The organism is Paraburkholderia sp. CNPSo 3281 (genome assembly GCF_024206515.1).
GTDB classification, from domain to species: Bacteria; Pseudomonadota; Gammaproteobacteria; order Burkholderiales; family Burkholderiaceae; genus Paraburkholderia; species Paraburkholderia nodosa.
In genome coordinates, this window is record NZ_JAMBPS010000007.1 from 71,696 (window position 1) to 94,857 (window position 23,162).

Annotated in this window: 21 protein-coding genes; 13 read left to right on the forward strand and 8 right to left on the reverse strand. The window is 65.9% G+C overall.

All coding sequences use genetic code 11. The features are described 5' to 3' along the window. Positions 1-7: 7 nt before the first annotated feature. From M3I56_RS10545 to M3I56_RS10560, 4 genes are read right to left on the reverse strand one after another with little or no spacing between them, the layout of a single operon-like run. On the reverse strand, positions 8-1,177 hold the full coding sequence (locus M3I56_RS10545) for a betaine/proline/choline family ABC transporter ATP-binding protein (RefSeq protein ID WP_254353757.1): 1,170 nt from the start codon (positions 1,175-1,177) through the stop codon (positions 8-10). Further along, complete coding sequence (locus M3I56_RS10550; RefSeq protein WP_254353758.1) at positions 1,174-1,827, reverse strand: ABC transporter permease; 654 nt, start codon at positions 1,825-1,827, stop codon at positions 1,174-1,176. The genes M3I56_RS10545 and M3I56_RS10550 overlap by 4 nt, the downstream gene beginning before the upstream one ends. Positions 1,828-1,842: 15 nt before the next feature. Next, positions 1,843-2,763 (reverse strand): glycine betaine ABC transporter substrate-binding protein, encoded by a 921-nt coding sequence (locus tag M3I56_RS10555; protein WP_375541711.1) that lies wholly within the window; start codon positions 2,761-2,763, stop codon positions 1,843-1,845. Continuing rightward, a complete protein-coding gene (locus M3I56_RS10560) occupies positions 2,763-3,479 on the reverse strand; it encodes an ABC transporter permease (RefSeq protein WP_254353760.1) in 717 nt (238 codons plus the stop codon). Before M3I56_RS10560 ends, M3I56_RS10555 begins: the two co-directional genes overlap by 1 nt. Here M3I56_RS10560 and M3I56_RS10565 point away from each other — a divergent pair. The 6 genes from M3I56_RS10565 to M3I56_RS10590 all read left to right on the forward strand — a co-directional run bounded on the left by M3I56_RS10565 (position 3,478) and on the right by M3I56_RS10590 (position 10,471). Then, positions 3,478-3,801, forward strand: coding sequence for a hypothetical protein (locus M3I56_RS10565; protein WP_254353761.1), 324 nt, complete (start codon positions 3,478-3,480; stop codon positions 3,799-3,801). The genes M3I56_RS10560 and M3I56_RS10565 overlap by 2 nt on opposite strands. Before the next feature lie 590 nt (positions 3,802-4,391). Then, complete coding sequence (locus M3I56_RS10570; protein ID WP_254353762.1) at positions 4,392-5,411, forward strand: M23 family metallopeptidase; 1,020 nt, start codon at positions 4,392-4,394, stop codon at positions 5,409-5,411. A 168-nt stretch (positions 5,412-5,579) separates the two neighbouring features. Then, positions 5,580-7,022, forward strand: coding sequence for an ethanolamine permease (gene eat / locus M3I56_RS10575; protein ID WP_028202321.1), 1,443 nt, complete (start codon positions 5,580-5,582; stop codon positions 7,020-7,022). 47 nt (positions 7,023-7,069) lie between these two features. Continuing rightward, entirely contained in the window at positions 7,070-8,467 is a 1,398-nt protein-coding gene (locus M3I56_RS10580; protein WP_254353763.1) for an ethanolamine ammonia-lyase subunit EutB, read from the forward strand. Further along, positions 8,464-9,264, forward strand: a complete 801-nt coding sequence (gene eutC, locus M3I56_RS10585; RefSeq protein WP_254353764.1) for an ethanolamine ammonia-lyase subunit EutC — start codon at positions 8,464-8,466, stop codon at positions 9,262-9,264. The genes M3I56_RS10580 and eutC overlap by 4 nt, the downstream gene beginning before the upstream one ends. A gap of 199 nt (positions 9,265-9,463) precedes the next feature. Beyond that, a complete protein-coding gene (locus M3I56_RS10590; RefSeq protein WP_309249144.1) occupies positions 9,464-10,471 on the forward strand; it encodes a helix-turn-helix domain-containing protein in 1,008 nt (335 codons plus the stop codon). 41 nt (positions 10,472-10,512) lie between these two features. Here the strand turns inward: M3I56_RS10590 and M3I56_RS10595 are convergent, their stop codons facing one another. Beyond that, complete coding sequence (locus M3I56_RS10595; RefSeq protein ID WP_254353765.1) at positions 10,513-11,049, reverse strand: GNAT family N-acetyltransferase; 537 nt, start codon at positions 11,047-11,049, stop codon at positions 10,513-10,515. A gap of 16 nt (positions 11,050-11,065) precedes the next feature. Continuing rightward, positions 11,066-11,638, reverse strand: coding sequence for a helix-turn-helix domain-containing protein (locus tag M3I56_RS10600; protein WP_254353766.1), 573 nt, complete (start codon positions 11,636-11,638; stop codon positions 11,066-11,068). A 254-nt stretch (positions 11,639-11,892) separates the two neighbouring features. Here M3I56_RS10600 and M3I56_RS10605 point away from each other — a divergent pair, with 254 nt between their 5' ends. Genes M3I56_RS10605 through M3I56_RS10615 form a run of 3 tightly spaced genes read left to right on the forward strand, consistent with a single transcriptional unit; the run spans position 11,893 to position 16,425 of the window. After that, positions 11,893-14,436, forward strand: a complete 2,544-nt coding sequence (locus M3I56_RS10605; RefSeq protein ID WP_254353767.1) for an EAL domain-containing protein — start codon at positions 11,893-11,895, stop codon at positions 14,434-14,436. A gap of 45 nt (positions 14,437-14,481) precedes the next feature. After that, positions 14,482-14,775, forward strand: coding sequence for a hypothetical protein (locus M3I56_RS10610; RefSeq protein ID WP_254353768.1), 294 nt, complete (start codon positions 14,482-14,484; stop codon positions 14,773-14,775). Positions 14,776-14,790: 15 nt separating this feature from the next. Further along, positions 14,791-16,425: a methyl-accepting chemotaxis protein gene (locus tag M3I56_RS10615; RefSeq protein WP_254353769.1), complete on the forward strand. Its 1,635-nt coding sequence runs from the start codon at positions 14,791-14,793 to the stop codon at positions 16,423-16,425. 4 nt (positions 16,426-16,429) lie between these two features. On the opposite strand, the gene M3I56_RS10620 is transcribed toward M3I56_RS10615, so the two are convergent. After that, the gene (locus tag M3I56_RS10620) at positions 16,430-17,173 is read right to left on the reverse strand and encodes a FadR/GntR family transcriptional regulator (protein ID WP_028202313.1); all 744 of its coding nucleotides are present in this window, start codon (positions 17,171-17,173) and stop codon (positions 16,430-16,432) included. A 391-nt stretch (positions 17,174-17,564) separates the two neighbouring features. Between M3I56_RS10620 and M3I56_RS10625 the strand changes: the two genes are divergently transcribed. Genes M3I56_RS10625 through M3I56_RS10640 form a run of 4 tightly spaced genes read left to right on the forward strand, consistent with a single transcriptional unit; the run spans position 17,565 to position 22,258 of the window. After that, positions 17,565-18,692 (forward strand): sugar ABC transporter substrate-binding protein, encoded by a 1,128-nt coding sequence (locus tag M3I56_RS10625; protein WP_254353770.1) that lies wholly within the window; start codon positions 17,565-17,567, stop codon positions 18,690-18,692. Positions 18,693-18,729: 37 nt separating this feature from the next. Continuing rightward, positions 18,730-20,298, forward strand: a complete 1,569-nt coding sequence (locus M3I56_RS10630; protein ID WP_254353771.1) for a sugar ABC transporter ATP-binding protein — start codon at positions 18,730-18,732, stop codon at positions 20,296-20,298. Then, positions 20,295-21,275, forward strand: coding sequence for an ABC transporter permease (locus M3I56_RS10635; RefSeq protein ID WP_028202310.1), 981 nt, complete (start codon positions 20,295-20,297; stop codon positions 21,273-21,275). The genes M3I56_RS10630 and M3I56_RS10635 overlap by 4 nt, the downstream gene beginning before the upstream one ends. Next, the gene (locus M3I56_RS10640; protein ID WP_254353772.1) at positions 21,272-22,258 is read left to right on the forward strand and encodes an ABC transporter permease; all 987 of its coding nucleotides are present in this window, start codon (positions 21,272-21,274) and stop codon (positions 22,256-22,258) included. The genes M3I56_RS10635 and M3I56_RS10640 overlap by 4 nt, the downstream gene beginning before the upstream one ends. A 52-nt stretch (positions 22,259-22,310) precedes the next feature. Here the strand turns inward: M3I56_RS10640 and M3I56_RS10645 are convergent, their stop codons facing one another. Then, positions 22,311-23,114 carry an SDR family oxidoreductase gene (locus M3I56_RS10645; protein WP_254353773.1) on the reverse strand — a complete coding sequence of 268 codons (804 nt, stop codon included), beginning with the start codon at positions 23,112-23,114 and terminating at the stop codon, positions 22,311-22,313. Positions 23,115-23,162 lie beyond the last annotated feature (48 nt).

Sequence of the window (23,162 nt, forward strand, 5' to 3'; positions counted from 1 at the left end):
ATGCCGCTCACACGGTGGCAGCCACCGGCCGCACCGCCGCGCTCGGCGGCTGTCCGGTCTGCTGCCGCGAGCGGCCCGAGCTCAGATAGTCGGCGATCGAATCCTGCGTGATCTCGCCCACATAGGCGCCCTCGGCGTCGAGCACCGGCATCCACGAGGCGCGGAACTGGTACATCTTCGAGAGCACGATGCGCAGGTTGTCGTCAACGGAAACGGTGGCCGGGAAGGGCGTGATGCGATCGCCGCACACGCCTTCGGCCCCACGCGCGGCGCGGCGCGCCACGAAACCGAGCGCATGCTGGGCTTCGTCGAGCACGGTGAGGTAGCGCGAATCGCTTTCGTCCATCGCGGCGAACGCGTGCGAGAGCGGCGTTTCGGCGCGCGCCGTTTCGGGCTGCGTGGCGGCGTCACCGGCCTTTACGAGCAACAGGCGCTTGAGCGTGCTGTCCTGGCCCACGAACTGCGCGACGAAGTCGTCATGCGGGCGCGCAAGCAGCGTATCGGGATGGTCGTACTGCACGAGCCTGCCGCGCCGGAACACCGCGATGCGGTCGCCCAGCTTGATCGCCTCGTCGATATCGTGGCTCACCATGATGACGGTCTTCTTCAGTTGCCGCTGCATCTGGAAGAACTCGTTCTGGATGGCTTCGCGATTGATCGGATCGACCGCGCCGAACGGCTCGTCCATGAGCAGCACGGGCGGGTCGGCGGCCAGCGCGCGAATCACGCCGATACGTTGCTGCTGGCCGCCCGAAAGCTCGCGCGGATAACGCTTTAAATACAGCTTCGGGTCGAGCGCGACCATCGACATCAGCTCCGCCGCGCGCTCCGCGCAGCGCTTCTTGTCCCAGCCGAGCAGGCGCGGCACGACCGTGATGTTCTCCGCGATCGTCATGTTCGGAAACAGGCCGATCTGCTGGATCACATAGCCGATGCGGCGGCGCAGATCCACTTCGTTCAGGCCCGTGGTGTCCTCGCCGTTGATGAGCACGCGGCCCGAGGTCGGCTCGATCAGCCGGTTGATCATCTTGAGCGTGGTGGTCTTGCCGCAGCCCGACGGGCCGAGGAACACGCAGATCTCGCCTTCGGCCACCGAAAGGCTCACCGAGTCGACGGCGCGCACGGTCTGGCCGTCTTTCTGCGTGAAGGTCTTCGTCAGTTGGTCGAGTTCGATCATGTCTTCTGTACTCCTTTCGGTGTCAATGCGCGCTGCAGCATCTGCAACAACAGGTCGGCGGCGATCGCGAGCACGCTCACGAGCACGGCGCCCACGAGCAGCTTCATCATGCTGCTCTGGCCAATGGCGCGAATGATCAGCGTGCCGAGGCCGCCCGCGCCGATCACGGCGGCAATGGTCATCACGCCGATGTTCATCACGACCGCCGTGCGCACGCCCGCGAGAATCACGGGCACGGCCAGCGGCAAGTCGACGAGACGCAGCCGCTGCCACGACGTCATGCCGATGCCGGTGCCGGCTTCCTTGATGCCCGCGTCCACGTTGCGCAACGCGAGGTAGGTGTTGCGCATGATGGGCAGCAGCGAATAGAGAAACACGGCCGTGATGGCGGGCACCGCGCCAATGCCCAGGCCGAAGCGCGAGAACACCGGAATCATCAGGCCGAACAGCGCGATGGAGGGCAGCGTGAGGATGATGGTCGCAACGCCCAGCAGCGGCGCCGCGAGCCAGTCGTGGCGGCTGATGAGCACGCCGAGCGGCACGCCCGCGATGATCGCGCAGCCCACGGCGATGCCCACGAGGTAGAGATGCTGGAGCGTGAGCTGCAGCAGCTCGGGCCAGCTCGAAGCGAGATAGTCGAATACGTTCATATGGCCTGGCCTCCTTCAGGGGAGCGAATGCGTGCGCAGGAACTCCGCCGCCACTTGCTGGGCGGGCTTGCCGTCCAGATCCACGGCCTTGTTCATGTCTTGCATCACGTCGTTGTTGAGGGCGGCGGATAGCGCGTTGAGTTGCGCGGCCAGTTTGGGATTGCGCTCGAGCACTTCCTTGCGCACCACGGGCGTGGCGTTGTACGGCGGGAAGAAGTGCTTGTCGTCTTCGAGCGGCACGATGCCGAAGCCTTTCACGCGGCCATCGGTGGTGTAGACGAGGCCGATCTTCAGCTGGTTGTTATGCAGCGCCGTGTAGACGAGGCCGGGGTCCATCTGCTTCATCTGCGAGCGGTGAAAGCTCATGCCGTAGGTCGCGAGCAGCGGCTTGAGACCATCCGGGCGATTCGCGAACTCGGCGTCCATGCCGAACACGTAGCGCTTCGCGTCAGGGTCCGTCTTCAACCTTTGCGCAAGCTGCGAGACCGTGGTGATGCCGGTTTCCTCGGCGAATTTGCTTGGCAGACCTAATGCATACGTGTCGTTGAGCGGCGAGGCGTTGAGCCAGACGAGACCGCGCGGCGCATCGAGCGCCTTCACGCGCTCGTACATCGCTTCGGGCGAAAGCTTTTCCGTCAGCTTGTCGTAGACGAGTGCCGCCGTGCCCGTGTAGTCCCATACGAGGTCGAACTGGTCGTTCTCGAGCGCGCTGCGCATGAGCGTGCTGCCGAGGCCGGAGCGCACCTCCACGGTATAGCCGCGCGAGCGCAGGTATTGCGCGGTGACTTCGGCGAGTACGTATTGCTCGGTGAAGTTCTTCGCGCCGAGTACAAGCTTGGGCTGCGCGAATGCGGGCGTGGCGGCGGCAACGAGCGCGCTGCCGATCACGCACGCCTGAACGAAACGGCGCAGGGATTTGAAGGGTGACGCGAACATCATGCGAGCCCTCCGTGACGCGAGAGCCACTGATGGCTGCCGGCGGCGACCACGCCGTCCAGCACGAGCGCGAGCGCGGCCGTGAACGCGGCGCCGAGCAGCAGCAAGGGCTGATCGTTCAGATAGATGCCGGGGAAAATGAGCGAGCCCAGGCTGTCGGCGCCGATCAGATAAGCGAGCGGCGCGGTGCCCACGTTGATGGCGAGGGCGGTGCGCACGCCGCCCACGATGATGGGCAGCGCGCCCGGCAATTCCACGCGCGTGAGCGACTGCCAGCCCGTCATGCCGATGCCGCGCGCGGCTTCGCGCAGTGCACCCGGCACGTTCTTCACGCCCTCATAGGTATTGCGCGTGATGGGCAGCAGCGACGCGAGAAAGAGCGCGACGATGGCGGGAATGTCGCCGATGCCGAACACGCCGAGCGCGATGGCGAGCACCGCGAGCGACGGAATCGTGTTGCCCACGTTGAAGATCTGCATGAAGCGTTCGGCCTGGCGCGCGAAGCGCGGCCGGCTGAGCAGCACGCCGGCGGGCACGCCGACCACGACGGCGAGCGCCATCGAATAGCCGACGAGCAGCAGGTGCCGCCCCGTGTAGTAAGCGAGGTCGCCTGCGTGGCTTTGCCACGTATCGGCGCCGATGGCGCGTGAGAGGGCCCAGGCGATGACGGCAAGGGCGATCAGGCTGCCCGCGAGCAGGGCAGAGCGTCGAGTCATGAAGGTACGCCTCCTTGTTTTTGTGCCGCGCGGCGCAACGCTGCGCGGCGGGGACGCCCATGAGGATGCTCAAGGCGCCGCGAAGGAAGTTCGTGATCCCGGCATGGCCGCGATTGGAACCGACGAAAACAACGGACAGAAAAGCGGACAAAAAAGCGGACAAAAACCAGTCCGCCCGCGCACGATGGCTACGTGGCCGCAGTGGTGGGAACGCGCTTCTCGCGTTCTTCTGGTTGTCATGTTCAGCTCAACGGCACCGAGCAGATCGATGCGCGCTGAAGCAGAAAACCGCCTGATGACGGCATGGATGCGACGGCTTTGAACCGCTACGCGAGGGCCGGAGGCCCGTTTGAACGTCGCTTGCGACACAGCGGCCCTTTAGCGTGGACCGGGTATCTCAATGCGCACGAGAACGACTTCGTTGTGATCGAAACGAGATCAGTATAGATCATTCGATTAGGTGCGTCTACCTTGGGGAGCGATCGCGAGTTGACGTATAACAGGCAGGGTTGCATGCGGTATGTCATTTTGGGAAATTAATCAGTTATCCGGATAAAAATCTTTCGGTAGCATTTCCCGTTTATAAAAAGTGACAGAAAGTGCCGTACAGGTATGCACTTTCGCGTCGTTGGCTTTAGCAAGCGACGTTCCCGGTGCTGCATCGAGGCGCTGCGGCAGAATGTTCCGCTCTTTTCGCCTTCTTAAGATTCGTTTAAGAAAGGCCATTTATTTTGAAGCGCTTCGCATCATCGATGCTCGCCGATTCAACGTTGCGGCCATCGATCTCACTTCCGATTTCACCTTGAGAAGCGCGGCACCCGCTCGCGTTTCTCTGCTCTGCAATCCGTCATTCGATTCATGGCTTTTCGTGCAATAGCGGCCTCCCCGGGCCTCGCGGGGAAACTCATCGTTGTGTCAGCAATCGGTTTGACGAGCGCCGCGTGGCTCGCCCATCGACACGCGAACGTTGCCACCGACGATCCGCTTGCCGACGCGGCGACGGTGACGGCTGCTGCGCCGGCGCAAGATGCAGCGTCACAGGCAGCGGCCAGCGCGGCGCCCGCGAGCGAACGCGCGCCGGCGTATCGCGTGGAGACCGCCGTGGTCGGGCACAGCTTTTCCGACGCGGCCCAGCGTCTCGGCGTGGATGCAGCGACGACGGCGAGGCTGGCGCGCGCGTTCTCGGGCCGCCTCGATTTCCGGCGCGATCTTCAACGCGGCAGCGAGATCCGCTTCGTGTTTCGCAATGACACGAGCGGCGCGAATGGCGCGAGCGAAGCAAAAGATGCAAACGACGTGAGCGCTGCAAATGCCGGCGCGCCACAGAACACAGCGTCTTCAGACGACACGCCGGTCGCGATCCGCATCTCGAACGGCGACGTCTCGCACGATCTCTTTCTCTACCGGAACCTCGCGGGCAACGCGTTCTATTATTCGGCCGACGGTCATGCTGCCGCGCCGTCGTTCTTGCGCTATCCCGTGAAGTTCACGCGCGTGTCGTCACACTTCTCGCTGCGACGGCTCGATCCGGTCACGCATCGCGTGCAGCCGCACGAAGGTGTGGATCTCGCGGCGCCCGTCGGCACGCCCGTTCACGCGACCGCGCGCGGCACCGTGACGTTCGCCGGCTGGCAGACGGGCTACGGCAAGGTCGTGAAGCTCGAGAACTTCGGCCCTTACTCCACGACCTTCGCCCATCTTTCGCGCTTTGCGAAACATGTGAAGGTCGGGCAGACGGTGAGCAAAGGGCAGGTGATCGGCTACGTGGGCGCGACGGGTTGGGCGACGGGGCCGCATCTGCACTATGAGGTGCACGTGGATCAGGTCGCGCACGATCCGCTGACCGTCGACTTGCCGCATCGCGATCCCTTGCAGGGCGAGGACAAGCAGCGCTTCGCGCAGCAGGTCGCGCTCATGGATCCGCTGCTTTAGGCGCGACGCGCGAAAGGCTGCCGCAAGGAAGCGCGCAACGACGTGTGCTGCGCCGCAGAAGCGATTTGCCGATTTTCGATAACACGTCGATTAATGACTCAATAGCATGGTTCCACTCAACCGTGGCGGCCAGGGCCGGCCGCCCGGGCCACCCAGAGGGAGAAAACCATGCAAAGCGAGTCGAACGCACGCCCCGCTGCAGTTGGCACCACACCTGGCACCGTAGTTGGCAACGCAGGCGGCGCAGGCGCGCCCGCGCTCAACCAGACGCTCGGCACGTGGCAGTTGTGGGGCATCGCAGTCGGCCTCGTGATATCGGGCGAGTACTTCGGCTGGAGCTACGGCTGGGCCAGCGCCGGCACGCTCGGCTTCGTCATCACGGCGCTGTTCGTCGCGGCGATGTACACCACGTTCATCTTCAGCTTCACCGAACTCACCACCTCCATTCCGCATGCGGGTGGGCCTTTCGCCTATGCCCGCCGCGCGTTCGGCCCGACCGGCGGGTATCTGGCGGGGGCGGCCACGCTAGTGGAATTCGTATTCGCGCCGCCCGCCATCGCGCTCGCCATCGGCGCGTACCTGCACGTGCAGTTCCCCGGGCTCGAGCCCAAACACGCGGCCATGGGCGCGTATCTCGTGTTCATGGCACTCAATATCGTGGGCGTGCAGATCGCCGCGACCTTCGAACTGATCGTCACGCTGCTCGCCATCTTCGAGTTGCTCGTGTTCATGGGCGTGGTGTCGCCGGGCTTCGCATGGAGCCACTTCACGAAGGGCGGCTGGTCGGGTAACGATCACTTTTCGCTGGGCTCGTTCCATGGCATGTTCGCCGCAATTCCGTTCGCCATCTGGTTCTTCCTCGCGATCGAAGGTGTCGCCATGGCCGCCGAGGAAGCGAAGAACCCGCGCCGCTCGATTCCCATCGCCTACGTGGCCGGCATTCTCACGCTCGTCGCGCTCGCCGTGGGCGTGATGGTGTTCGCGGGCGGCGCGGGAGACTGGACCAAACTCGCCAATATCAACGACCCGCTGCCGCAAGCCATGAAGTTCATCGTCGGCGAGCACAGCGGCTGGATGCACATGCTCGTCTGGCTCGGGCTGTTCGGTCTCGTGGCCTCGTTTCACGGCATCATCCTCGGCTATTCACGGCAGATCTTCGCGCTGGCCCGCGAAGGCTATCTCCCCGCGTGGCTCGCGAAAATCCATCCGCGCTTCAAGACGCCGTATCGCGCGATCCTCGCGGGCGGCGCGGTGGGCATCGCCGCGATCTATAGCGACGAGCTGATCCAGTTCGGCGGGCAGACGCTCACGGCCAACATCGTCACGATGTCGGTGTTCGGCGCGATCGTGATGTACATTGTCAGCATGGCGGCGCTGTTCAAGCTGCGCCGCGTGCAGCCGGCCATGGACCGGCCGTTTCGCGCGCCGCTGTACCCGTTTTTCCCGGCGTTCGCGCTCGTGGCCGCGCTCGTTTGCCTCGGCACGATGGTGTATTTCAATGCGCTGGTCGCGGGGGTGTTCGTGGTGTTCCTCGCGCTCGGCTACGCGTATTTCCTCGCCACGCGTACGCAGCGCGAGGGAATGTCCGTCGAGGGGCTGCTCGAGGAGTGAGCCTCCAGGGCCTGTTCACAGGCCCTGGCTTTGGAGGAGTCCAACGCATGAACTATACGGAGACGATCGGCGCGCGCACCTACCGCTTCGCGGACCTCAAGACGCTGCTCGCCAAAGCCAGCCCGCTGCGCTCCGGCGACCAGCTCGCGGGCGTGGCGGCGGCGAGCGAAGAGGAGCGCGTGGCCGCGAAAATGGCGCTCGCCGCGGTGCCGCTCAAGGCGTTTCTCGCGGAAGCGCTCGTGCCTTATGAAGACGACGAGGTCACGCGCCTGATCGTCGACGATCACGACGCCACCGCGTTCGCGGCCGTTGCGCACCTCACGGTGGGCGACTTTCGCGACTGGCTCCTTTCCGGGGCGGCAGATACCGAAGCGCTTGAACGCCTGGCGCCAGGCCTCACGCCCGAGATGGTCGCGGCGGTGTCGAAGCTCATGCGCAATCAGGACCTGATCGCCGTGGCGAAGAAGCGCCCCGTGGTTACGCGCTTTCGCAACACCGTGGGGCTGCCCGGCCGAATGTCGGTGCGCCTGCAGCCGAACCATCCCACCGACGATGTGAAGGGCATCGCCGCCTCGATGCTCGACGGGCTGATGTATGGCTGCGGCGACGCGATGATCGGCATCAATCCCGCCACGGACAGCCTCGCGGCCATCGTGAAGCTGCTCGCGATGATCGACGGGTTTCGCGAGCGCTACCGCGTGCCCACGCAGTCCTGCGTGCTCACGCACGTCACCAACACGATCGCGGCGATCGAAAAGGGCGCACCTGTCGATCTCGTGTTCCAGTCGATCGCGGGCACGGAAAAGGCGAATGCGAGCTTCGGCATATCGTTGTCGCTGTTGCAGGAGGCGCGCGAGGCGGCGCTCTCGCTCAAGCGCGGCACGGTTGGCAACAACCTCATGTACTTCGAGACGGGGCAGGGCAGCGCGCTCTCGGCGAACGCGCACTACGGCGTGGACCAGCAAACCTGCGAGGTGCGCGCTTATGCAGTCGCGCGCAAGTTCGAGCCGTTCCTCGTCAATACGGTGGTCGGTTTCATCGGCCCCGAGTATTTGTACGACGGAAAGCAGATCATTCGCGCCGGTCTCGAAGATCACTTCTGCGGCAAGCTGCTGGGCGTGCCCATGGGCTGCGACATCTGCTATACGAACCACGCCGAAGCCGACCAGGACGACATGGACACGCTGCTCACGCTGCTGGGCGCGGCCGGCATCAACTTCATCATGGGCATTCCAGGCGCGGACGACGTGATGCTCAACTACCAGAGCACCTCGTTTCACGACGCGCTCTACGTGCGCGACCTGCTCGGCCTGCGCCGCGCGCCGGAGTTCGAGGAGTGGCTGGAGACCATGGAGATCGTCGACGCGAAAGGCGCGCTCCTGCCAGGCTCCGCGCGCGTGCCGCTGCTCGCGGGCGCGCACGAATGGATGGGGATCGACGCATGAGCGACGCCGTCGAAAAGAACCCGTGGAGCGGTCTCAAGGCGTTCACGAACGCGCGCATCGCGCTCGGGCGCGCGGGCAACGGTTTGCCCACGGCGCCTCTGCTCGCCTTCAATCTCTCGCACGCGCAGGCGCGCGACGCCGTCCATCACCCGCTCGACGCCGAAGCCTTGCGGCGCACGCTCGAAGCCGAAGGGTTCGCCACGCTTGGCGTGGAAAGCGCGGCGCCGGACCGGCAACATTATTTGCGCCGGCCGGACCTGGGGCGGCGCTTGTCGGAGGCGAGCCGGGCAGCGTTGGTCGAGGTGGCGGGTTTGGCCGCTGCTGCGCGTGATGAGCCGCCCGAAGTCGTGTTCGTGATCGGCGACGGCCTTTCGGCGATCGCCGCCGCGAAACAGGCCGCGCCGCTGCTGCTCGCGGTGCGCGCGCGCCTCGCGGACTGGCGCATCGGCCCGGTGGTGGTCGCGCGTCAGGCACGCGTGGCGCTCGGCGACGAGATTGGTGAGTTGCTGGGTGCGAAACTCGTGGCGATGCTGATCGGCGAGCGGCCAGGGCTTAGCTCGCCAGACAGCCTCGGCGTCTATCTCACCTATGCGCCGAAGGTGGGCTGCCATGACGCGCAGCGCAACTGCATCTCGAACGTGCGTCCCGAAGGGCTGCCGTATGAAGCGGCCGCGCACAAGCTCCATTACCTCCTCACGCACGCGCGGCGGCTCGGGCTGAGCGGCGTCGGACTGAAGGACGATAGCGACGCGACGCTGCCGGGCGTCGGGGCGGCCGGGCAGATCACGTCTGCATGAGGGGCCACACGCATTGAAGCCGGCGACGCACCGCGGCGGGGCCGCCGCCTGTGCAGGGATTGAGCACTCCTCTCATCGCCATTGCGCCGCCGTGGAGCAGCGCGGCGTCCGGCATCGCCATACGGCATACCGTTCTCGCTGGCCCGACTCTTGCGTCAATCGACGATCGATCGAAGCAAGCGCGTACTGGGAGGCAGCCATGAACGAAACGGCAGAGCGAACCGAGGCCACGGCCGGACAGGCGCAATGGAACGCGCGTGGCACTCGCACCGTGGTCAGCGTGGCGCACGACGCCGACGAACAGGCGCGCAACCTCGTGGGCTGGCGGCAGACCTACGACCAGCTCGCGGCGGGCCGCTTTGTCGGCACGCTCACGGAGCTGCCGCTCGACACCATGAAGGTCTTTCGCGAGACCACGAGTCACACGCTGCGCCAGGCGTGCGAGGTGCGCGGCGACGCCTGGTGGTTCGGCATACCGGTCGCGCGCGAAGGCGAGGCGCGTATCGACGCGCAGCCCTTTGGTGCGCAGGCGTTTGCGCTGCGCACGGGCAACGTCGAGTTCGAGCTGCTCACGCCCGCACAGTTTTCGATCTACGGCGTGGTCGTGCGCGGCGACGTGCTGCGCCACTACGCGGCCTCGGTCGAGCGCACGGCGCTCGAAGAACGTCTTCCGAGTGCGCCTGTCGTGCAGGCGGGAGCGGCGTGCATCGAGCGGCTTTGCGCACGGCTCGCGAGGTGTCTCGACGATGGCGGTCACGCGCATGAATACGTGCCGAACGCACCGCTTTCGGACGCCGAGCGTACTGCATTGCAGGCGGAAGTGCTCGCCGCGCTATTCGACGCCTGCGTGTGCAGTGCGGATGCGGTTGCCGAGCCCGGGTCGCGGCGCCGCTGGATCGTTGCGCAGGCGCGCGACTACGTGCTCGCGCATCGCGCGAGGCCGGTCGGTGTGCCGGAGCTTTGCGAGCAGTTGCACGTGAGCCGGCGCACGCTCCAGTACTGCTTCCAGGACGTGCTTGGCATGGCGCCTGCAACCTACCTGCGCGCGCTGCGCCTGAATGGCGCCCGGCGCGACCTGTGCGCTCGCGCGGCTGGTTCGGTGCAGGACGTTGCGGCTGCCTGGGGATTCTGGCATCTGAGCCAGTTCGCCACCGACTATCGGCGCATGTTCGGCATGCGGCCTTCCGAGGCATTGCGCGCTCGGTAGTGGGCTCAAAATTTACTCAAAATGCAGACCGGCCTGCCGGTTTAGTGGCTCACCAGTTGCTTGTGATAGAACGTGGTGCCACAAAATGCGCCGTCCGGCATCAGCGCGTAATTCGGCACGGCGCCCACACGCTCCCATCCCGCGCGCGCATAGAGCCGTTCTGCCGCGCCGTCCGTCACGGTGTCGAGCACGAGCACCGATTTTCCGGCCTCCCTGGCCGCCTCGTCGATCGCGAGCATGAGGCGCAGCCCCACACCTCGCCCGCGCGCGGCGCGATGCACCAGCACCTTGGCGACATCGGCGCGATGCGGCTGGTTTTCCGGTTGCGCCGTCACGAGCTGCGCCGTGCCCACCATGCGCTGCTGCGCGTCTTCAGCCGCGAGCAGAATGCGTTCGCCTCGCGCCACGTCTTGCGCCACCGCGCGCCAGAACGCGAGCGCCGTCTCGCGCGCAATCGGCAGCATGAAGCTCACCGAGGCACCGCCCTCCACGCAGTCGATGAGTACGTCCGCAAGCGCGGGCGCGCAGGCGTGCGCCTGTTCGGCCGTGAGGCGGCGTACGTTGATTGATTCACTCATATGAATGTGAACCCGGTCAGTTAGTGGTCCTGCAGAGCGCGACGACATAGCGCGCCGGCTTGTTCGTGGGATTGCGATAGACGATCGGGCAGTCGAGGCGCATCGCGAGGCAGTCGCCGGTTTCGAGCCGCCACCGGTGCTCGCCAACCGTCATCTCCATCACCCCTTCCATCACCCAAACCTGTTGATAAATCTCCGCGTCGCGCAGGCTCGTGTCGTAGGCCACGCGCTGTCCGGGCGGAAAGTGCACTTCCACGAGCTGGATCGGCGACCACGCGGGCGGCGAGAGATTGCGCCGCACGTAGCCCGACTCGGGGTCGGTCCAAACCGATTGATCGCGCGCCGCGGCGTGGGGCGAGGGGGCCTGCCGCGCATCGTCCCCCGGCGCCTCGAAGAGCGACGCAAGCGAGACGCCAAGCGCCGTGGCGAGCTTGTCGAGCACGACGGCCGTGGGGCTGCTTTGCCCGCGTTCGATGAGCGAGATGTTCGAGCGGCTCACCGAACTGCGCTCGGCCAGCGCTTCGAGCGACCAGCCTTTGGCGTCGCGCAATTCGCGCAGGCGGCGGGCGATATTGGTGTGAATATCCATGTCGTCCAGTTTAATGGATTTATGAATCCGGTAAACTGGATTTCGTAAATTTGCGTATAAATCTTTATGCGCATCAAGTTTGTCGCAAGGCGTGCGACAGACGATGCCGCCCTGTTATTCCGGTTAGTCGACACGCAAATGTTCGCGCCGCCGCGGGCGGTCAAAACCTTGATTTTCGTCAATTGAAGGCCTCCCGCCCGCTGTTAGTCTCCCGCTATTTCATAATGACATCGCCGTGCGGTTCGGGACGCAACATGCAACACCACACGCTGGACCTGGAAATCGGGCAGCTACTTTCAAGGCCGCCGCTTGCCTGCGGGCCCGACGTGCCGATTCGCGAAGCGGCGCGCATGATGAGCGAGCGGCGCTATAGCGCCATCGTGATCACCGAAATGGGGCGGCCCGTCGGCATCTGGACCGAGCACGACGCGCTCGCGCTGGGCGAAGACGCCGCCGGGCTTGCGCTGCCCATCCGCCATGCAATGAGCCATCCGGTGCGCGAGCTGCCTGCGAGCACGCGTCTGCGCGACGCCGCCCTGCGCTTCAAGCGCGAAGGCATCCGCCATTGTCTCGTGGTCGATCAGGCGGGCCGCTCGCTCGGCATCGTCACGCAAACCGACCTGGTCATGAACCAGGGGCTCGAGTGCTTTCTGCGGCTGAAGACGGTCGGCTCGCTCAATGCGGCAATGCCGCTCGTGGTCGACGCGCGCATGTCCATGCACGACGCCATGCAGCGCATGCGTGCGCGGCGTCTGAGCGCGCTCGTCGTGAGCTATCCCGAAGGCGACTTCGGCATCGTGACCGAGCGCGACGTGGTGCGCCTCGCTGCCGACGGCGCGCTCGACGGCACGGCCGGCGCGCGCGCGAGCCGGCCGCTGCGCTCGCTCGCGCATTCGCAAAGCCTTTATGCGGCGCGTCAGTATCTCCTCAAGCACCGCATGCGCCACGTGGGGGTGATCGGCGAAGATGGGAGTCTCGCGGGCCTGCTCGACCTCTCGCATATCCTGCATGACATCGAAGACGGCTTCGTACGCGAGCTGCAGCTGGCGCTGCGCGAGCGCGACGACGCGCTGCTCGCCTCGCGCGCGAATCTGCGTCTCGCCGACCAGGTGGTGGAGTCGACGCTCGATGGCGTGATGATCACCGACCTCGACGGCACCATCGAACGCGTGAATCCCGCTTTTACGCGGATCACGGGCTATACGGAGCACGAGGCGCTAGGGCGCAATGCGAGCCTGCTCAACTCGGGGCGCCAGGGCCCGGGGTTCTACAGCGCGCTCTGGCGCAACCTGCAGCAAAATGGCCACTGGAAGGGCGAAATCTGGAACCGCCGCAAGGACGGCGCGCTTTACCTGGAATACCTGACGATTTCCAGCATCTGCGACCCGAGCGGCCGCTGCACGCATTACGCCGCGATCTTCGCGGACATCACGCAGCGCCGCGAGACCGAGGAGCGTCTGAGCTACCTCGCGACGCACGACGCCCTGACCGGCCTGCCCAATCGCACGCTCTTCACCGAGCGCCTCACGCTTTCGCTCGCGCGCGCACGCCGCTCGGGCAAGCGCGTCGCGGTGATGTTCCTCGACCTCGACCGCTTCAAGCTCATCAACGACACGATGGGTCACGGCGTAGGCGACGAGGCGCTCATCGTGATCGCCACGCGCCTGCGCGACGCGGTGCGCGAGACCGATACGGTGGCGCGCCTCGGCGGCGACGAGTTCACGCTGCTGATCGAGGATATCGAAGACATTCGCCACGTCGGGCAGATCGCCCAGGGGCTGCTCGCGCGCGTGGGTGCCGCGATGCACATCGGCGAGCAACTGCTGTTCGTCACGCCGAGCATCGGCATCAGCATGTATCCGGACGACGCGCACGATCCGCGGCAACTGCTCATGCAAGCTGACCGCGCGATGTACGAGGCCAAGGACGCGGGCAAGAACAATTTCCGCTTCTTCGCCACGCCGATGACATCGTCGGCCATCGAGCGCATCGTGCTCGAAGGCGAGCTGCACCATGCGCTCGAGGCGGGCGAGCTCGTGCTCCACTATCAGCCCGAATTCGATGTGGCGAGCGGGTCACTCGTCAATATCGAGGCGCTCGTGCGCTGGCAGCACCCGCGCCGCGGCCTCGTGCCGCCCGACCAGTTTATCCCGATTGCCGAGGAATCCTCATTGATTGTTCCGCTCGGCGCGTGGGTGTTGCGCGAGGCCTGCCGGCAGGCGCGCGAGTGGCTGGACGAGGGCTTCGATTTCGGCCGCATCAGCGTGAATCTTTCGGCGCGGCAATGTCTGCACGACGGCTTTCTGCATCAGCTCACGACCGTACTCAGCGAAACGGGCCTGCCAGCCACGCGGCTGCAGCTCGAACTCGTGGAGAGCATGGCCATGACGTCGGGCCGGGGCGGCATCGAAGCGTTGCTCCAGGAGCTCGCCGCGCGCGGCATCAGCCTCGCGATCGACGACTTCGGCACGGGCTATTCATCGTTCAAGTATCTGCAGTCCTTACCGGTCGATACGCTCAAGGTAGACCGCTCGTTCCTCGCGGACATGGCCGAGCGGGGGCCGGGAATGCCATCGCGTGTGAAGAAAAGCGCGGCGCGAGACCGCTCGATCGTGCGCGCGATCGTCGCGATGGCGCGCACGCTCGGCGTCACGGTGGTGGCCGAGGGCGTCGAGACGCCGCGGCAACTCGAGTTCCTGCGCGAGATCGGCTGCGACCGCGCACAAGGTTTCCTGCTTGCGCGTCCCGCCCCGGCCGAGTTGATGCCGCGCGCGCTCGAAGCGTGTGTGGCGGGCTGAAGACCGCCTTTTTTTCCCCTTTAGCCGACGTATCTGGAGAATCCCGTGAGCACCAGTGACGAGATGCTGTTGAACTCGATGACCGCGCTAGTGAGCGCGCATGGCAACGCTATCTCGCGCTTCGGCGCGAGTGTGGTGGTGATGACGAAGTTCGTCGAAGCGGTGCTGCCGCAACTGTCCGCGACGCAGATCGAACGCACGATCCTCGCGTTTCGCGCACAACTCGGCGAAGCGATGGCCGTGGCCGACGACGTGCTGTTGCCCGGCGAATACCGCGCCACGCTGATCGAACAGGCCCGGCTGGGCAGCGATGCCGTCCCCACCACGTTGAGGCCCTGAAGCGGAAATAAGGCAATGCGTAATCTGACGATTCGAAAAGGGCTGCTGCTCGTGCTTTGCACGTTTGCGGCGATGCTGGTGGTGGGTGCAGCGGTAGGTCTCCTGATGATCGGGCGCGCCGACGACTCGGCGCGTTACATCCATGAAGTCGCGCGCCAGGATGCGCTCGCGCTCGCCTTGCGCGAGGACGCGGCGCTTGCGCAAACGGCGCTGGCGCGCGCTTATCAAGCCAGCAAGGAGAATGGCGCCGCCGAAGCCCAACAGCGGGCGCAGCAGGAAGCACGCGATCTCTTCGAGCAGGCCTCGAAGCACAGCGCCGCGCTGCGCGAGAGCGCACCGTTCGACCTTGATGCGGCCCAGCAGCGCGATGCCTTGCTCGGCGCGTGGAGCGCGCTCGCGCAGTCGCTGCAGCGCGCGGCCACGGCGCTCGAATCGGGCGACACGGCAACCTATGCCACACTGGCCGCCGGGGATGTCGCCAGTGCGAATACGCAGTTTTCGGCCAGCGTGGCCGCACTGCGCGCGAACGCCGATGCCGTCTCGCGCGCGACGCTCGACCAGTCCGGGCGCGAGCACGAATGGGTGATGGCGATGGTAGCGGTGGGTTTGCTGGGTGCGCTGGCGCTCGTCGTTGCGACGCATTTGGCGCTGCGGCGCCTCGTGACGGCGCCGCTCAAAGAGGCGGTGGAAGTGCTCAACCAGATCGCCGCGAACGATCTCTCGGTCCACATCGAAGGCGGCGGGCGCAACGAAATCGGCCAGTTGCTCGGCGCAATGCGGCGCATGCAGGGCGGCCTGAGCCACACGGTGCGCAGCGTGCGATCGAGCTGCGATGCTATCAACACGGGCGCACGCGAAATCGCGGCGGGCAATCTCGACCTGTCGAGCCGCACGGAACAGCAATCTGCGTCGCTCGAGCAGACGGCGTCGAGCATGGAGCAGCTCACGTCGAGCGTGCGTCAGAACGCGCAGCATGCGAACGCCGCGAGCGCGCTCGCCACGGGGGCGGCCGATGTCGCGCAGCGCGGCGGACGCGTAGTCGAGCAGGTGATCGACACGATGGAGGAGATCAGCCGCAGCTCGGGCAAGATCGCGGACATCACGGGCATCATCGACGGCATTGCGTTTCAGACCAATATTCTCGCGCTCAACGCATCGGTCGAGGCCGCGCGCGCGGGCGAGCAGGGGCGCGGTTTCGCCGTCGTCGCGCGCGAGGTGCGCATGCTCGCGCAGCGCAGCGCCTCCGCGGCGCGCGAGATCAAGTCGCTGATCGACGCCTCGGTGCACGACGTGCGCAACGGCCGCTCGCTCGTGGGCGAGGCGGGTGCGACGATGGCCGAGATCGTCGCTTCGGTGGACAAGGTGTCGGGCCTCATGAAGGAGATCGCCTCGGCCACCGTGGAGCAGAGCGCCGGCATCGAGCAGGTCGAGACCGCGGTGAGCCAGATGGATCAGGTCACGCAGCAGAACGCGGCGCTCGTGGAACAGGCGGCGGCTGCCGCCGAGTCGCTCGAGCAGCAGGCGAGCCAGATGGCCGATGCCGTGGCGACGTTCCGCGTGAGCGAGACGGCGGACACGCCGCCGGCGCCGCCGCCCGTCACGCCGCTGGCGGTTGCGCACGAGGAAAGCGCGCTGCCTGCGGCGGCATGAGGGGCTAACGCCAGGCCTGTGTGAACTCGCCGATCACGCGTGCGAGATGCGCCTGCATCGCCGCACGCGCGGCATCCGCGTCGCGCGCCATGATGGCCGAAAAAATGCGCTGATGGTCTTCCTGCGAAGCCGCGCGCAACGCGGGCGTATGGAAGTGCTCCTCGATCTTTTTCCACAACGGGTCGGCGCGAGAGTTGTCCCACATCGCGCTCACCACCTGGCGCAGCATGTCGTTTCCAGTCGCACCCGCGATCGCCAGATGGAACTCGCGGTCGGCGGCCTCGTTCGCGGCCTTGTCGTCCATGTTTTCGCGCATCGTGCGCAACGCGGCGAAGAGGCGGTCGAGGTCCGAATCCTTGCGTTCGGTCGCGGCGAGCGCCGCGATCCCGCTTTCGATCACTTCGCGCGCGCGCAGCGTCTCGATCGGGCCCGGCCCGCGCGGCAGTTCGAACGCGACGGCGCGCGCGTCCTGCGCGTCGGCCACATAGATGCCCGACCCCACGCGCACCTCGACCACGCCTTGCACTTCGAGCGCGATGATCGCCTCTCTGACCTGCGTGCGGCTCACGCCGAAACGCTCGGCGAGCGTGCGCTCGGAAGGCAGGCGCGTGCGAGGCGCGCCCGGCGCGCGCCCAATGTCGCCTGCCGCGATCAGGTCGTAGATCTGTTTCGCGAGGCCGACGTAGGAGCGGTCGGTTGCATCCGCATCGGCGGCGCGACCGGTTGGCGTGTGCGAAAGATCGGCCATCCAGGATTCTCGAAAGCGTCGAAGCCGCCGGGAGGCGGCTGAAGTTCGCCAGAATGGTACACCAGTTGCCGCGCCGCCAAGCGTCGAGGCGGCGTGGGTTTCCGCCTGATTTCAGCCCGCGTGGGGTCTGCGCCGGGGCCAGTGGTAAACCACTATCGCGCGCCGATTGGTATGCCAGTACTGTCAGACGGGGAGGCGTTCACGCATGCCCGTCGTTTTGCTTCGAGGGGACGCCTTTGAAGAGGTCATTCCGCTGGTCCGGCGCGTCCGGTCCAGTCCCGCTGCAGCACATCCAGCAAGATTCCCTGCGTCACGCACACGGTGTCGGCCATTCCCGACGAGCCCGTTGCGCCGGCTTTCAGTAAGTTCTATCCGACAAAAAGGAGACAACATGCTTTCAGGAATCCACGTGCTTCGAGCGGCGGCGACCGCGGCAATGGCCTTGTGCGCGAGCGCGGCATTCGCGCAGGCATCGATCGTTTCCGGTCCGTCCAGCGACCCCACCTGCATGGTCCCCTGGAAGGCCGACACGAAATTCATCAAGTATCCGAAGAAGAGCGGGCCGTACCGCATCGCGCTCGTGAACGGCTATATCGCGAACACCTGGCGCATCCAGATGATCAAGACGGCCAAGGCCTATACGGCGGAACCGGCCGTCGCCGCCAAGCTCAAGGAGTTCAAGCTCGTCTCGACGGGCGAGGACGTGCCCGCGCAGATCTCGGCCGTCAACAACTTCATCGACGCCGGCTACGACGCGATCATCGTCGACGCGCAGAATCCCGCCTCGTTCGGACCCGCGATCCGCCGCGCGAAGAAAGCCGGCGTCGTGCTGGTCGCGTTCGACAATACGCTCGACAGCGAAGACGCGATCAACGTGGACGTCGACCAGTACGGGCTTGGCGTGCTGTGGGCCAAGTGGCTCGCGACTCATGTGCCCAACGGCGGCAAGGTGCTGGAAGTCCGCGGCGTGGCCGGCACCTCGGTCGACACGGACCGCCACAACGGCTTCACGAAGACCCTCGACGAGACCGGCAAGAAGTGGAACGTCGTGCAGGTCTACGGCAAGTGGGATGACGCGGTCGCGCAGAAGGCCACCGCCGACGCCATCGCCGTGCAGGGCCATTTCGACGGCATTTCGGCGCAGGGCGGCGACACGGGGGTGGTGCGCGCGATGATCGATGCGAAACATCCGTTCGTGCCGTTCGGCGGCGAGACGGAGAACGGCTTTCGCAAGTTCTGCGCGCAGTACGGCGCCCAAGGTCTGAAGTGCACGTCGGCGGGCACCGGTCCCGCGCAGGTGGCCGTGGCGATCAAGACGGCGCTCGCGGCGCTCGATGGACAGACCATTCCCGTGGCGATCAAGCTGCCGCTGGACGTCACCGACGATTCGATGCTGAAGGCGGGCACCAACTATTTCCCGAACGAGTCGGACAACTTCTTCGTGGGCAACTCGTTTCCCACTTGCGGCATCAACTTCTCCGCTCAGGCAATCATGAAGCAGAGCCAGGGCAACCAGTGACCGCGTGATTGCCGCGTGACGTGACGGGAGGCGAAGCATGCAGCAGGGTGCAGGGCAGCCGTTCTTTCAGATGTCTGGAGTGTCGAAGAGCTACGGCGGCGCCGTCGCGCTGGATCACGCGGAACTCGCGGTGCGAAAGGGCCGCATTCACGCGATCCTCGGCGAGAACGGCGCGGGCAAGTCGACGCTGCTGAAGGTGATGTCCGGCGTGGTACAGCCGGACGAAGGCGTGATGCACCTCGATGGGCGTGAAGTCTCGTTCGCCTCGCCCGCCGAGGCGAACGCGGCCGGCATCGTCTGCGTGTATCAGGAGTTGTCGCTGATCCCCGACCTGAGCGTGGCCGACAACATTTTCGCTTCGAACCCGCCGCGCCGCTTCGGCATGATCGACCGCCGGGCCCAGCGCCGCCAGGCCGAGGAAGCGCTGACCCGCGCGGGCGCGGCCGACATCAATCCGCTCGCGAAAGTGCGCGACCTGCCGCTGTCGCGGCAGCAGATGGTCGAACTGGCCAAGGGGCTCGCGCACGAACCGCGCATCCTGATTCTCGACGAGGCCACCTCGGCGCTGACCGCCGCCGACGTGGCGCGCGTGATCGAGGTGCTCAAGCGCCTGCGCGAAGAGGGGCTCGCCCTGCTCTTTATTTCGCATCGCATGCACGAGGTGAAGGCGCTCGCGGACGAATGCACGGTGTATCGCAACGGCCGTCACGTGATGAGTTTCGAGGCGGGCACGCGTTCGGATAATGAGGTCGTCGAAATGATGATCGGGCGGAAGTACCAGCATGTCTTCCCCGACAAACCCGCGGAAAAGGCCGAGCGCCAACCGGTGCTCGCCTGTCACGATCTGGCGTGGAGCGACACGCTGCGGGGCATCAGCTTTTCGCTGAAGCCCGGTGAAATTCTCGGGCTGGGCGGTCTCGACGGCCAGGGGCAGCGCGAACTGCTGCTCGCGCTGTTCGGCGTGCTGCGCGGCTGCGCGGGCAAGATCGAGATCGACGGCAAGGCGGTGACGATCGGCAGCCCCGTTGCCGCGCGCGCAAAGGGAATCGGCATGGCGCTGATACCGGAGGACCGCAAGACCGAAGGCCTGATGCTGCCGATGTCGGTGCGCGAGAACCTCTCGTTTGCCGCGCTCGATCGCATGTCGAGCGCAGGCGTGATCGATCGCAATCGCCAGCAGTCCTTCGTTGACCGAATGATCGAACTCCTCGCGATCAAGTCGCACGGCGTCGACGCGCCCGTGGGCTCGCTGTCGGGCGGCAACCAGCAGAAGGTGGTTATCGCGAAGTGGCTGATCCGCAAGCCCAGGATTTTGCTGCTCAGCGATCCGACGCGCGGCATCGACGTGGGCACCAAGCAGGAGCTTTATCAGCTGCTCAGGCGCCTGGCCGACGAAGGCGCCGCGATCCTTTTCTATTCGACCGACTATGACGAGTTGATCGGCTGCTGCGACCGCGTGCTCGTGCTGTACGAAGGCAGGATCAAGAAGGAACTCGTCGGGCCGGCGATCACCGAACAGAACCTGATCGCCAGCGCACTGGACCTGCCGGTGGGACAAATCGGACAGGTTGCGCAGGTTTCGCCTTCCTCGGGAGTCGCGCCATGAGCGGGCTGCGTTACTGGTATGCGGAAAATCGTGGTATGGCGTTCGCGTTCGGCCTGTTCGTGCTGATGTTCGCGATTTACCTCGTCAACTATCCGTCGAGTCTATCGGCGAACGTGTTTCAGACCGCGGCGAACAAGGCGGTGCTGCTCGCACTGGTGTCGATGGGGCAGGCGCTCGTCGTGCTCACGGCCGGCATCGACCTCTCCATCGGCATGATGCTCGTGCTGACGAATTGCATCGGCTCGTGGATCGTCACGGGCGACGCGCTGCACAGCGCGCTCGGCATCGTCGGCGTGCTCGCGGCGGGCGCGTTGTGCGGCGCGCTCAACGGCGTGATCATCATTTTCGGCCGTCTGCAGCCGATCGTGACGACGATTGCGACCGGCGCCGTGTTTTACGGGCTGGCGCTGCTGCTGCGCCCCGTGCCCGGCGGCACGATCAACGAGGATCTCGCCGACGCCCTGACCGGCAAGGTCGCGGGCATCGTGCCGGCGAGTCTGCTGATTCTGATCGCGACCGTGGCGATCGTCTGGATTCCTTTCAAACGCTCGGCGGTGGGCCGCGCGGCGTATGCGACGGGTTCCTCCGAACCCGCGGCCTTCCTCTCCGGCATGCCGATCCGCCGCGCGAAGTTCGCGAGTTATACGCTGGCGGGCCTGCTCGCCGCAATAGGCGGTCTGTTTCTGACCTTCTTCACCGACACCGGCGAAGCGAGCCTTGGCAGCGCGAACTCGTACACGCTCTTTTCGATTGCCGCCGTCGTGATCGGCGGCGTGTCGCTGCTCGGCGGCAAGGGCAGCGCGATCGGCGCGATCTTCGGCGCGTTCGCATTCCGTTCCATCGGCGACCTGCTGTTCGTGTTCAACGTCGACGCGCTCTGGCAGCCGCTATTCCAGGGCGTGATTCTCCTGCTCGCCGTCGCGATTGGCGCATGCGGGTTGTTCAGCGTGCGCAACCGTCTGGAGTGGTTCCAATGAGCGGCGTTTCTGCAAGCACCCGGACCACCTTCGTGTCGAGGCTCACGCGCAGGATCGACAAGCCGATCCTGATCTCGTTCGGGTGCATCGTTGCGCTGCTGCTCGTCGGCGGGATGTATTCGCGCAACTTCACGTCGCCGGAATATATCCTGCTGCAGCTGAAGGTCGGCGCGTTTCTCGGCATCATCGCCACCGGCTTGATGATGGTGATTCTGCTCGGCCACATCGACCTCTCGTTGCCGTGGACGATCACCACAGGCGCGATGATGGCCTGTGCCGTCGCCGGGCATGGCGATCTCGGGCAGATTCTCGCGATCCCGGTCGGCATTGGCTGCGGCGTGCTGATCGGCATCGTCAACGGCATTCTCGTCGCACTCCTGCGCATTCCTTCGATGATCGCGACGCTCGCGACCAACGCGGTCGCGCAGGGCATCATGATCGTCTATACGGGCGGATCGTCGCCGCAGGATTCCGCGCCGCACGTCATGCGCTGGCTCGCCGCGGGCTGGCTCTTGCCGGGCGTGCCGAATGCCGTGGCGCTGTGGGTCGTGATCGGGGCCGCGACGATGTTCCTGCTCTCTCGCACGACCTTCGGCCGCACGCTGTACGCGATCGGCAACACCGAGCGCGCGGCGTATCTTTCCGGCATCGATACGCGGCTCGTGACGGTCGCCGCGTTCGCCGTGTGCAGCGCCTTCGCCGCGTTCGGCGGCGTGCTGCTCGCGGGCTATGCGTCGAAGGCGGCGCAGTCGATGGGCGACGCCTACCTGCTGCCCGCGATCGCGGCGGTGGTGCTGGGCGGCACGTCCATTCTGGGCGGCCGCGGCTCGTACCTCGGCACTGTTGCCGGCGCGATCCTCATCACGTTGCTGCAGTCCATTCTCTCGGTCGCGCAGATGCCGGAGGCGGGACGCCAGATCATCTACGGCGTGGTGATCGCCGCGATGCTGCTGCTATACGGGCGTAGCAAGCGGGAAGTGTAGGCTGCGGGGGCGAGCCCCCGCTTCACTCAATCCACCCGATCGAACCAGAACGTCACTGCGCGGTGCGATAGCGCGGCGCGGGCGTGTTGCTCGACAGTTGCGTCGACATCGCGCGACGAGCCGTCTCGAACACGTTCCATTGCTCCACGTCGTGCAGCGAAGGAATCGTCACGGTTTCGCCGCGCTCGAAGCCGGTGAGGGCGGCGCTCACCATGTCCTGGGCGGACATCACGATCGCGCTGTCGAGATGTTCGAGCGGCAGGCCGCCCGTCTCCCAGAAATCCGTGGCCGTGGCGCCGGGCAGCACCGCTTGCACGCGGATGCCCTTGGCCGCCAGTTCGTGATGCAGCGACTGGCTGAACGCGAGCACGAAGGCCTTGGTGCCGCCATACACGCCGTTGAGGATCTCGGGCGCGATGCTCACGATGGAGGCGATGTTGATGATCGCGCCCTGGCCGCGCGCGACGAAACCCGGCACGGCCGCATACGTGAGCCGCGTGAGCGCGGTGACGTTCAGCTCGATCATGCGCGTCATGTAATCGACGTCGCTCTCCACGAGCGGCGTGTGCGTGCCGATGCCCGCGTTGTTCACGAGCAGCGTGAGGCTGGCGTCGTCGCGCAGGCGCGCTTCCACGGCGGCGAGATCGTCACGGTCGTTGAGATCGGCGGCGAGCACTTCCACGTCGCGCCGGGTTTCGCTCGTGATGCGCCCGGCGAGCGCGGCGAGCCGCTCGCGATTGCGCGCGACGAGCACGAGGTCGTAGCCCTGGCGCGCGAGTTCCGCGGCGTATACGGCGCCGATGCCGGAGGATGCGCCGGTGACGAGCGCGGTGCCGCGATGGGTTTGCTGGTTCATGATCAAGCTCCTTTGCGTAGCGGCGCGAGTGGTTAGGTAACGTGCAAG

What these genes read in the sequence shown, in the direction of transcription:
- M3I56_RS10580 (WP_254353763.1), top strand. Translation starts at nt 7,070, where the DNA reads ATGAACTATACGGAGACGATCGGCGCGCGCACCTACCGCTTCGCGGAC.
- eutC (WP_254353764.1), top strand. Translation starts at nt 8,464, where the DNA reads ATGAGCGACGCCGTCGAAAAGAACCCGTGGAGCGGTCTCAAGGCGTTC.
- M3I56_RS10625 (WP_254353770.1), top strand. Translation starts at nt 17,565, where the DNA reads ATGCTTTCAGGAATCCACGTGCTTCGAGCGGCGGCGACCGCGGCAATG.
- M3I56_RS10640 (WP_254353772.1), top strand. Translation starts at nt 21,272, where the DNA reads ATGAGCGGCGTTTCTGCAAGCACCCGGACCACCTTCGTGTCGAGGCTC.
- M3I56_RS10565 (WP_254353761.1), top strand. Translation starts at nt 3,478, where the DNA reads ATGAAGGTACGCCTCCTTGTTTTTGTGCCGCGCGGCGCAACGCTGCGC.
- M3I56_RS10615 (WP_254353769.1), top strand. Translation starts at nt 14,791, where the DNA reads ATGCGTAATCTGACGATTCGAAAAGGGCTGCTGCTCGTGCTTTGCACG.
- eat (WP_028202321.1), top strand. Translation starts at nt 5,580, where the DNA reads ATGCAAAGCGAGTCGAACGCACGCCCCGCTGCAGTTGGCACCACACCT.
- M3I56_RS10605 (WP_254353767.1), top strand. Translation starts at nt 11,893, where the DNA reads ATGCAACACCACACGCTGGACCTGGAAATCGGGCAGCTACTTTCAAGG.
- M3I56_RS10600 (WP_254353766.1), bottom strand. Translation starts at nt 11,638, where the DNA reads ATGGATATTCACACCAATATCGCCCGCCGCCTGCGCGAATTGCGCGAC.
- M3I56_RS10555 (WP_375541711.1), bottom strand. Translation starts at nt 2,763, where the DNA reads ATGTTCGCGTCACCCTTCAAATCCCTGCGCCGTTTCGTTCAGGCGTGC.
- M3I56_RS10645 (WP_254353773.1), bottom strand. Translation starts at nt 23,114, where the DNA reads ATGAACCAGCAAACCCATCGCGGCACCGCGCTCGTCACCGGCGCATCC.
- M3I56_RS10560 (WP_254353760.1), bottom strand. Translation starts at nt 3,479, where the DNA reads ATGACTCGACGCTCTGCCCTGCTCGCGGGCAGCCTGATCGCCCTTGCC.
- M3I56_RS10550 (WP_254353758.1), bottom strand. Translation starts at nt 1,827, where the DNA reads ATGAACGTATTCGACTATCTCGCTTCGAGCTGGCCCGAGCTGCTGCAG.
- M3I56_RS10620 (WP_028202313.1), bottom strand. Translation starts at nt 17,173, where the DNA reads ATGGCCGATCTTTCGCACACGCCAACCGGTCGCGCCGCCGATGCGGAT.
- M3I56_RS10595 (WP_254353765.1), bottom strand. Translation starts at nt 11,049, where the DNA reads ATGAGTGAATCAATCAACGTACGCCGCCTCACGGCCGAACAGGCGCAC.
- M3I56_RS10590 (WP_309249144.1), top strand. Translation starts at nt 9,464, where the DNA reads ATGAACGAAACGGCAGAGCGAACCGAGGCCACGGCCGGACAGGCGCAA.
- M3I56_RS10545 (WP_254353757.1), bottom strand. Translation starts at nt 1,177, where the DNA reads ATGATCGAACTCGACCAACTGACGAAGACCTTCACGCAGAAAGACGGC.
- M3I56_RS10635 (WP_028202310.1), top strand. Translation starts at nt 20,295, where the DNA reads ATGAGCGGGCTGCGTTACTGGTATGCGGAAAATCGTGGTATGGCGTTC.
- M3I56_RS10630 (WP_254353771.1), top strand. Translation starts at nt 18,730, where the DNA reads ATGCAGCAGGGTGCAGGGCAGCCGTTCTTTCAGATGTCTGGAGTGTCG.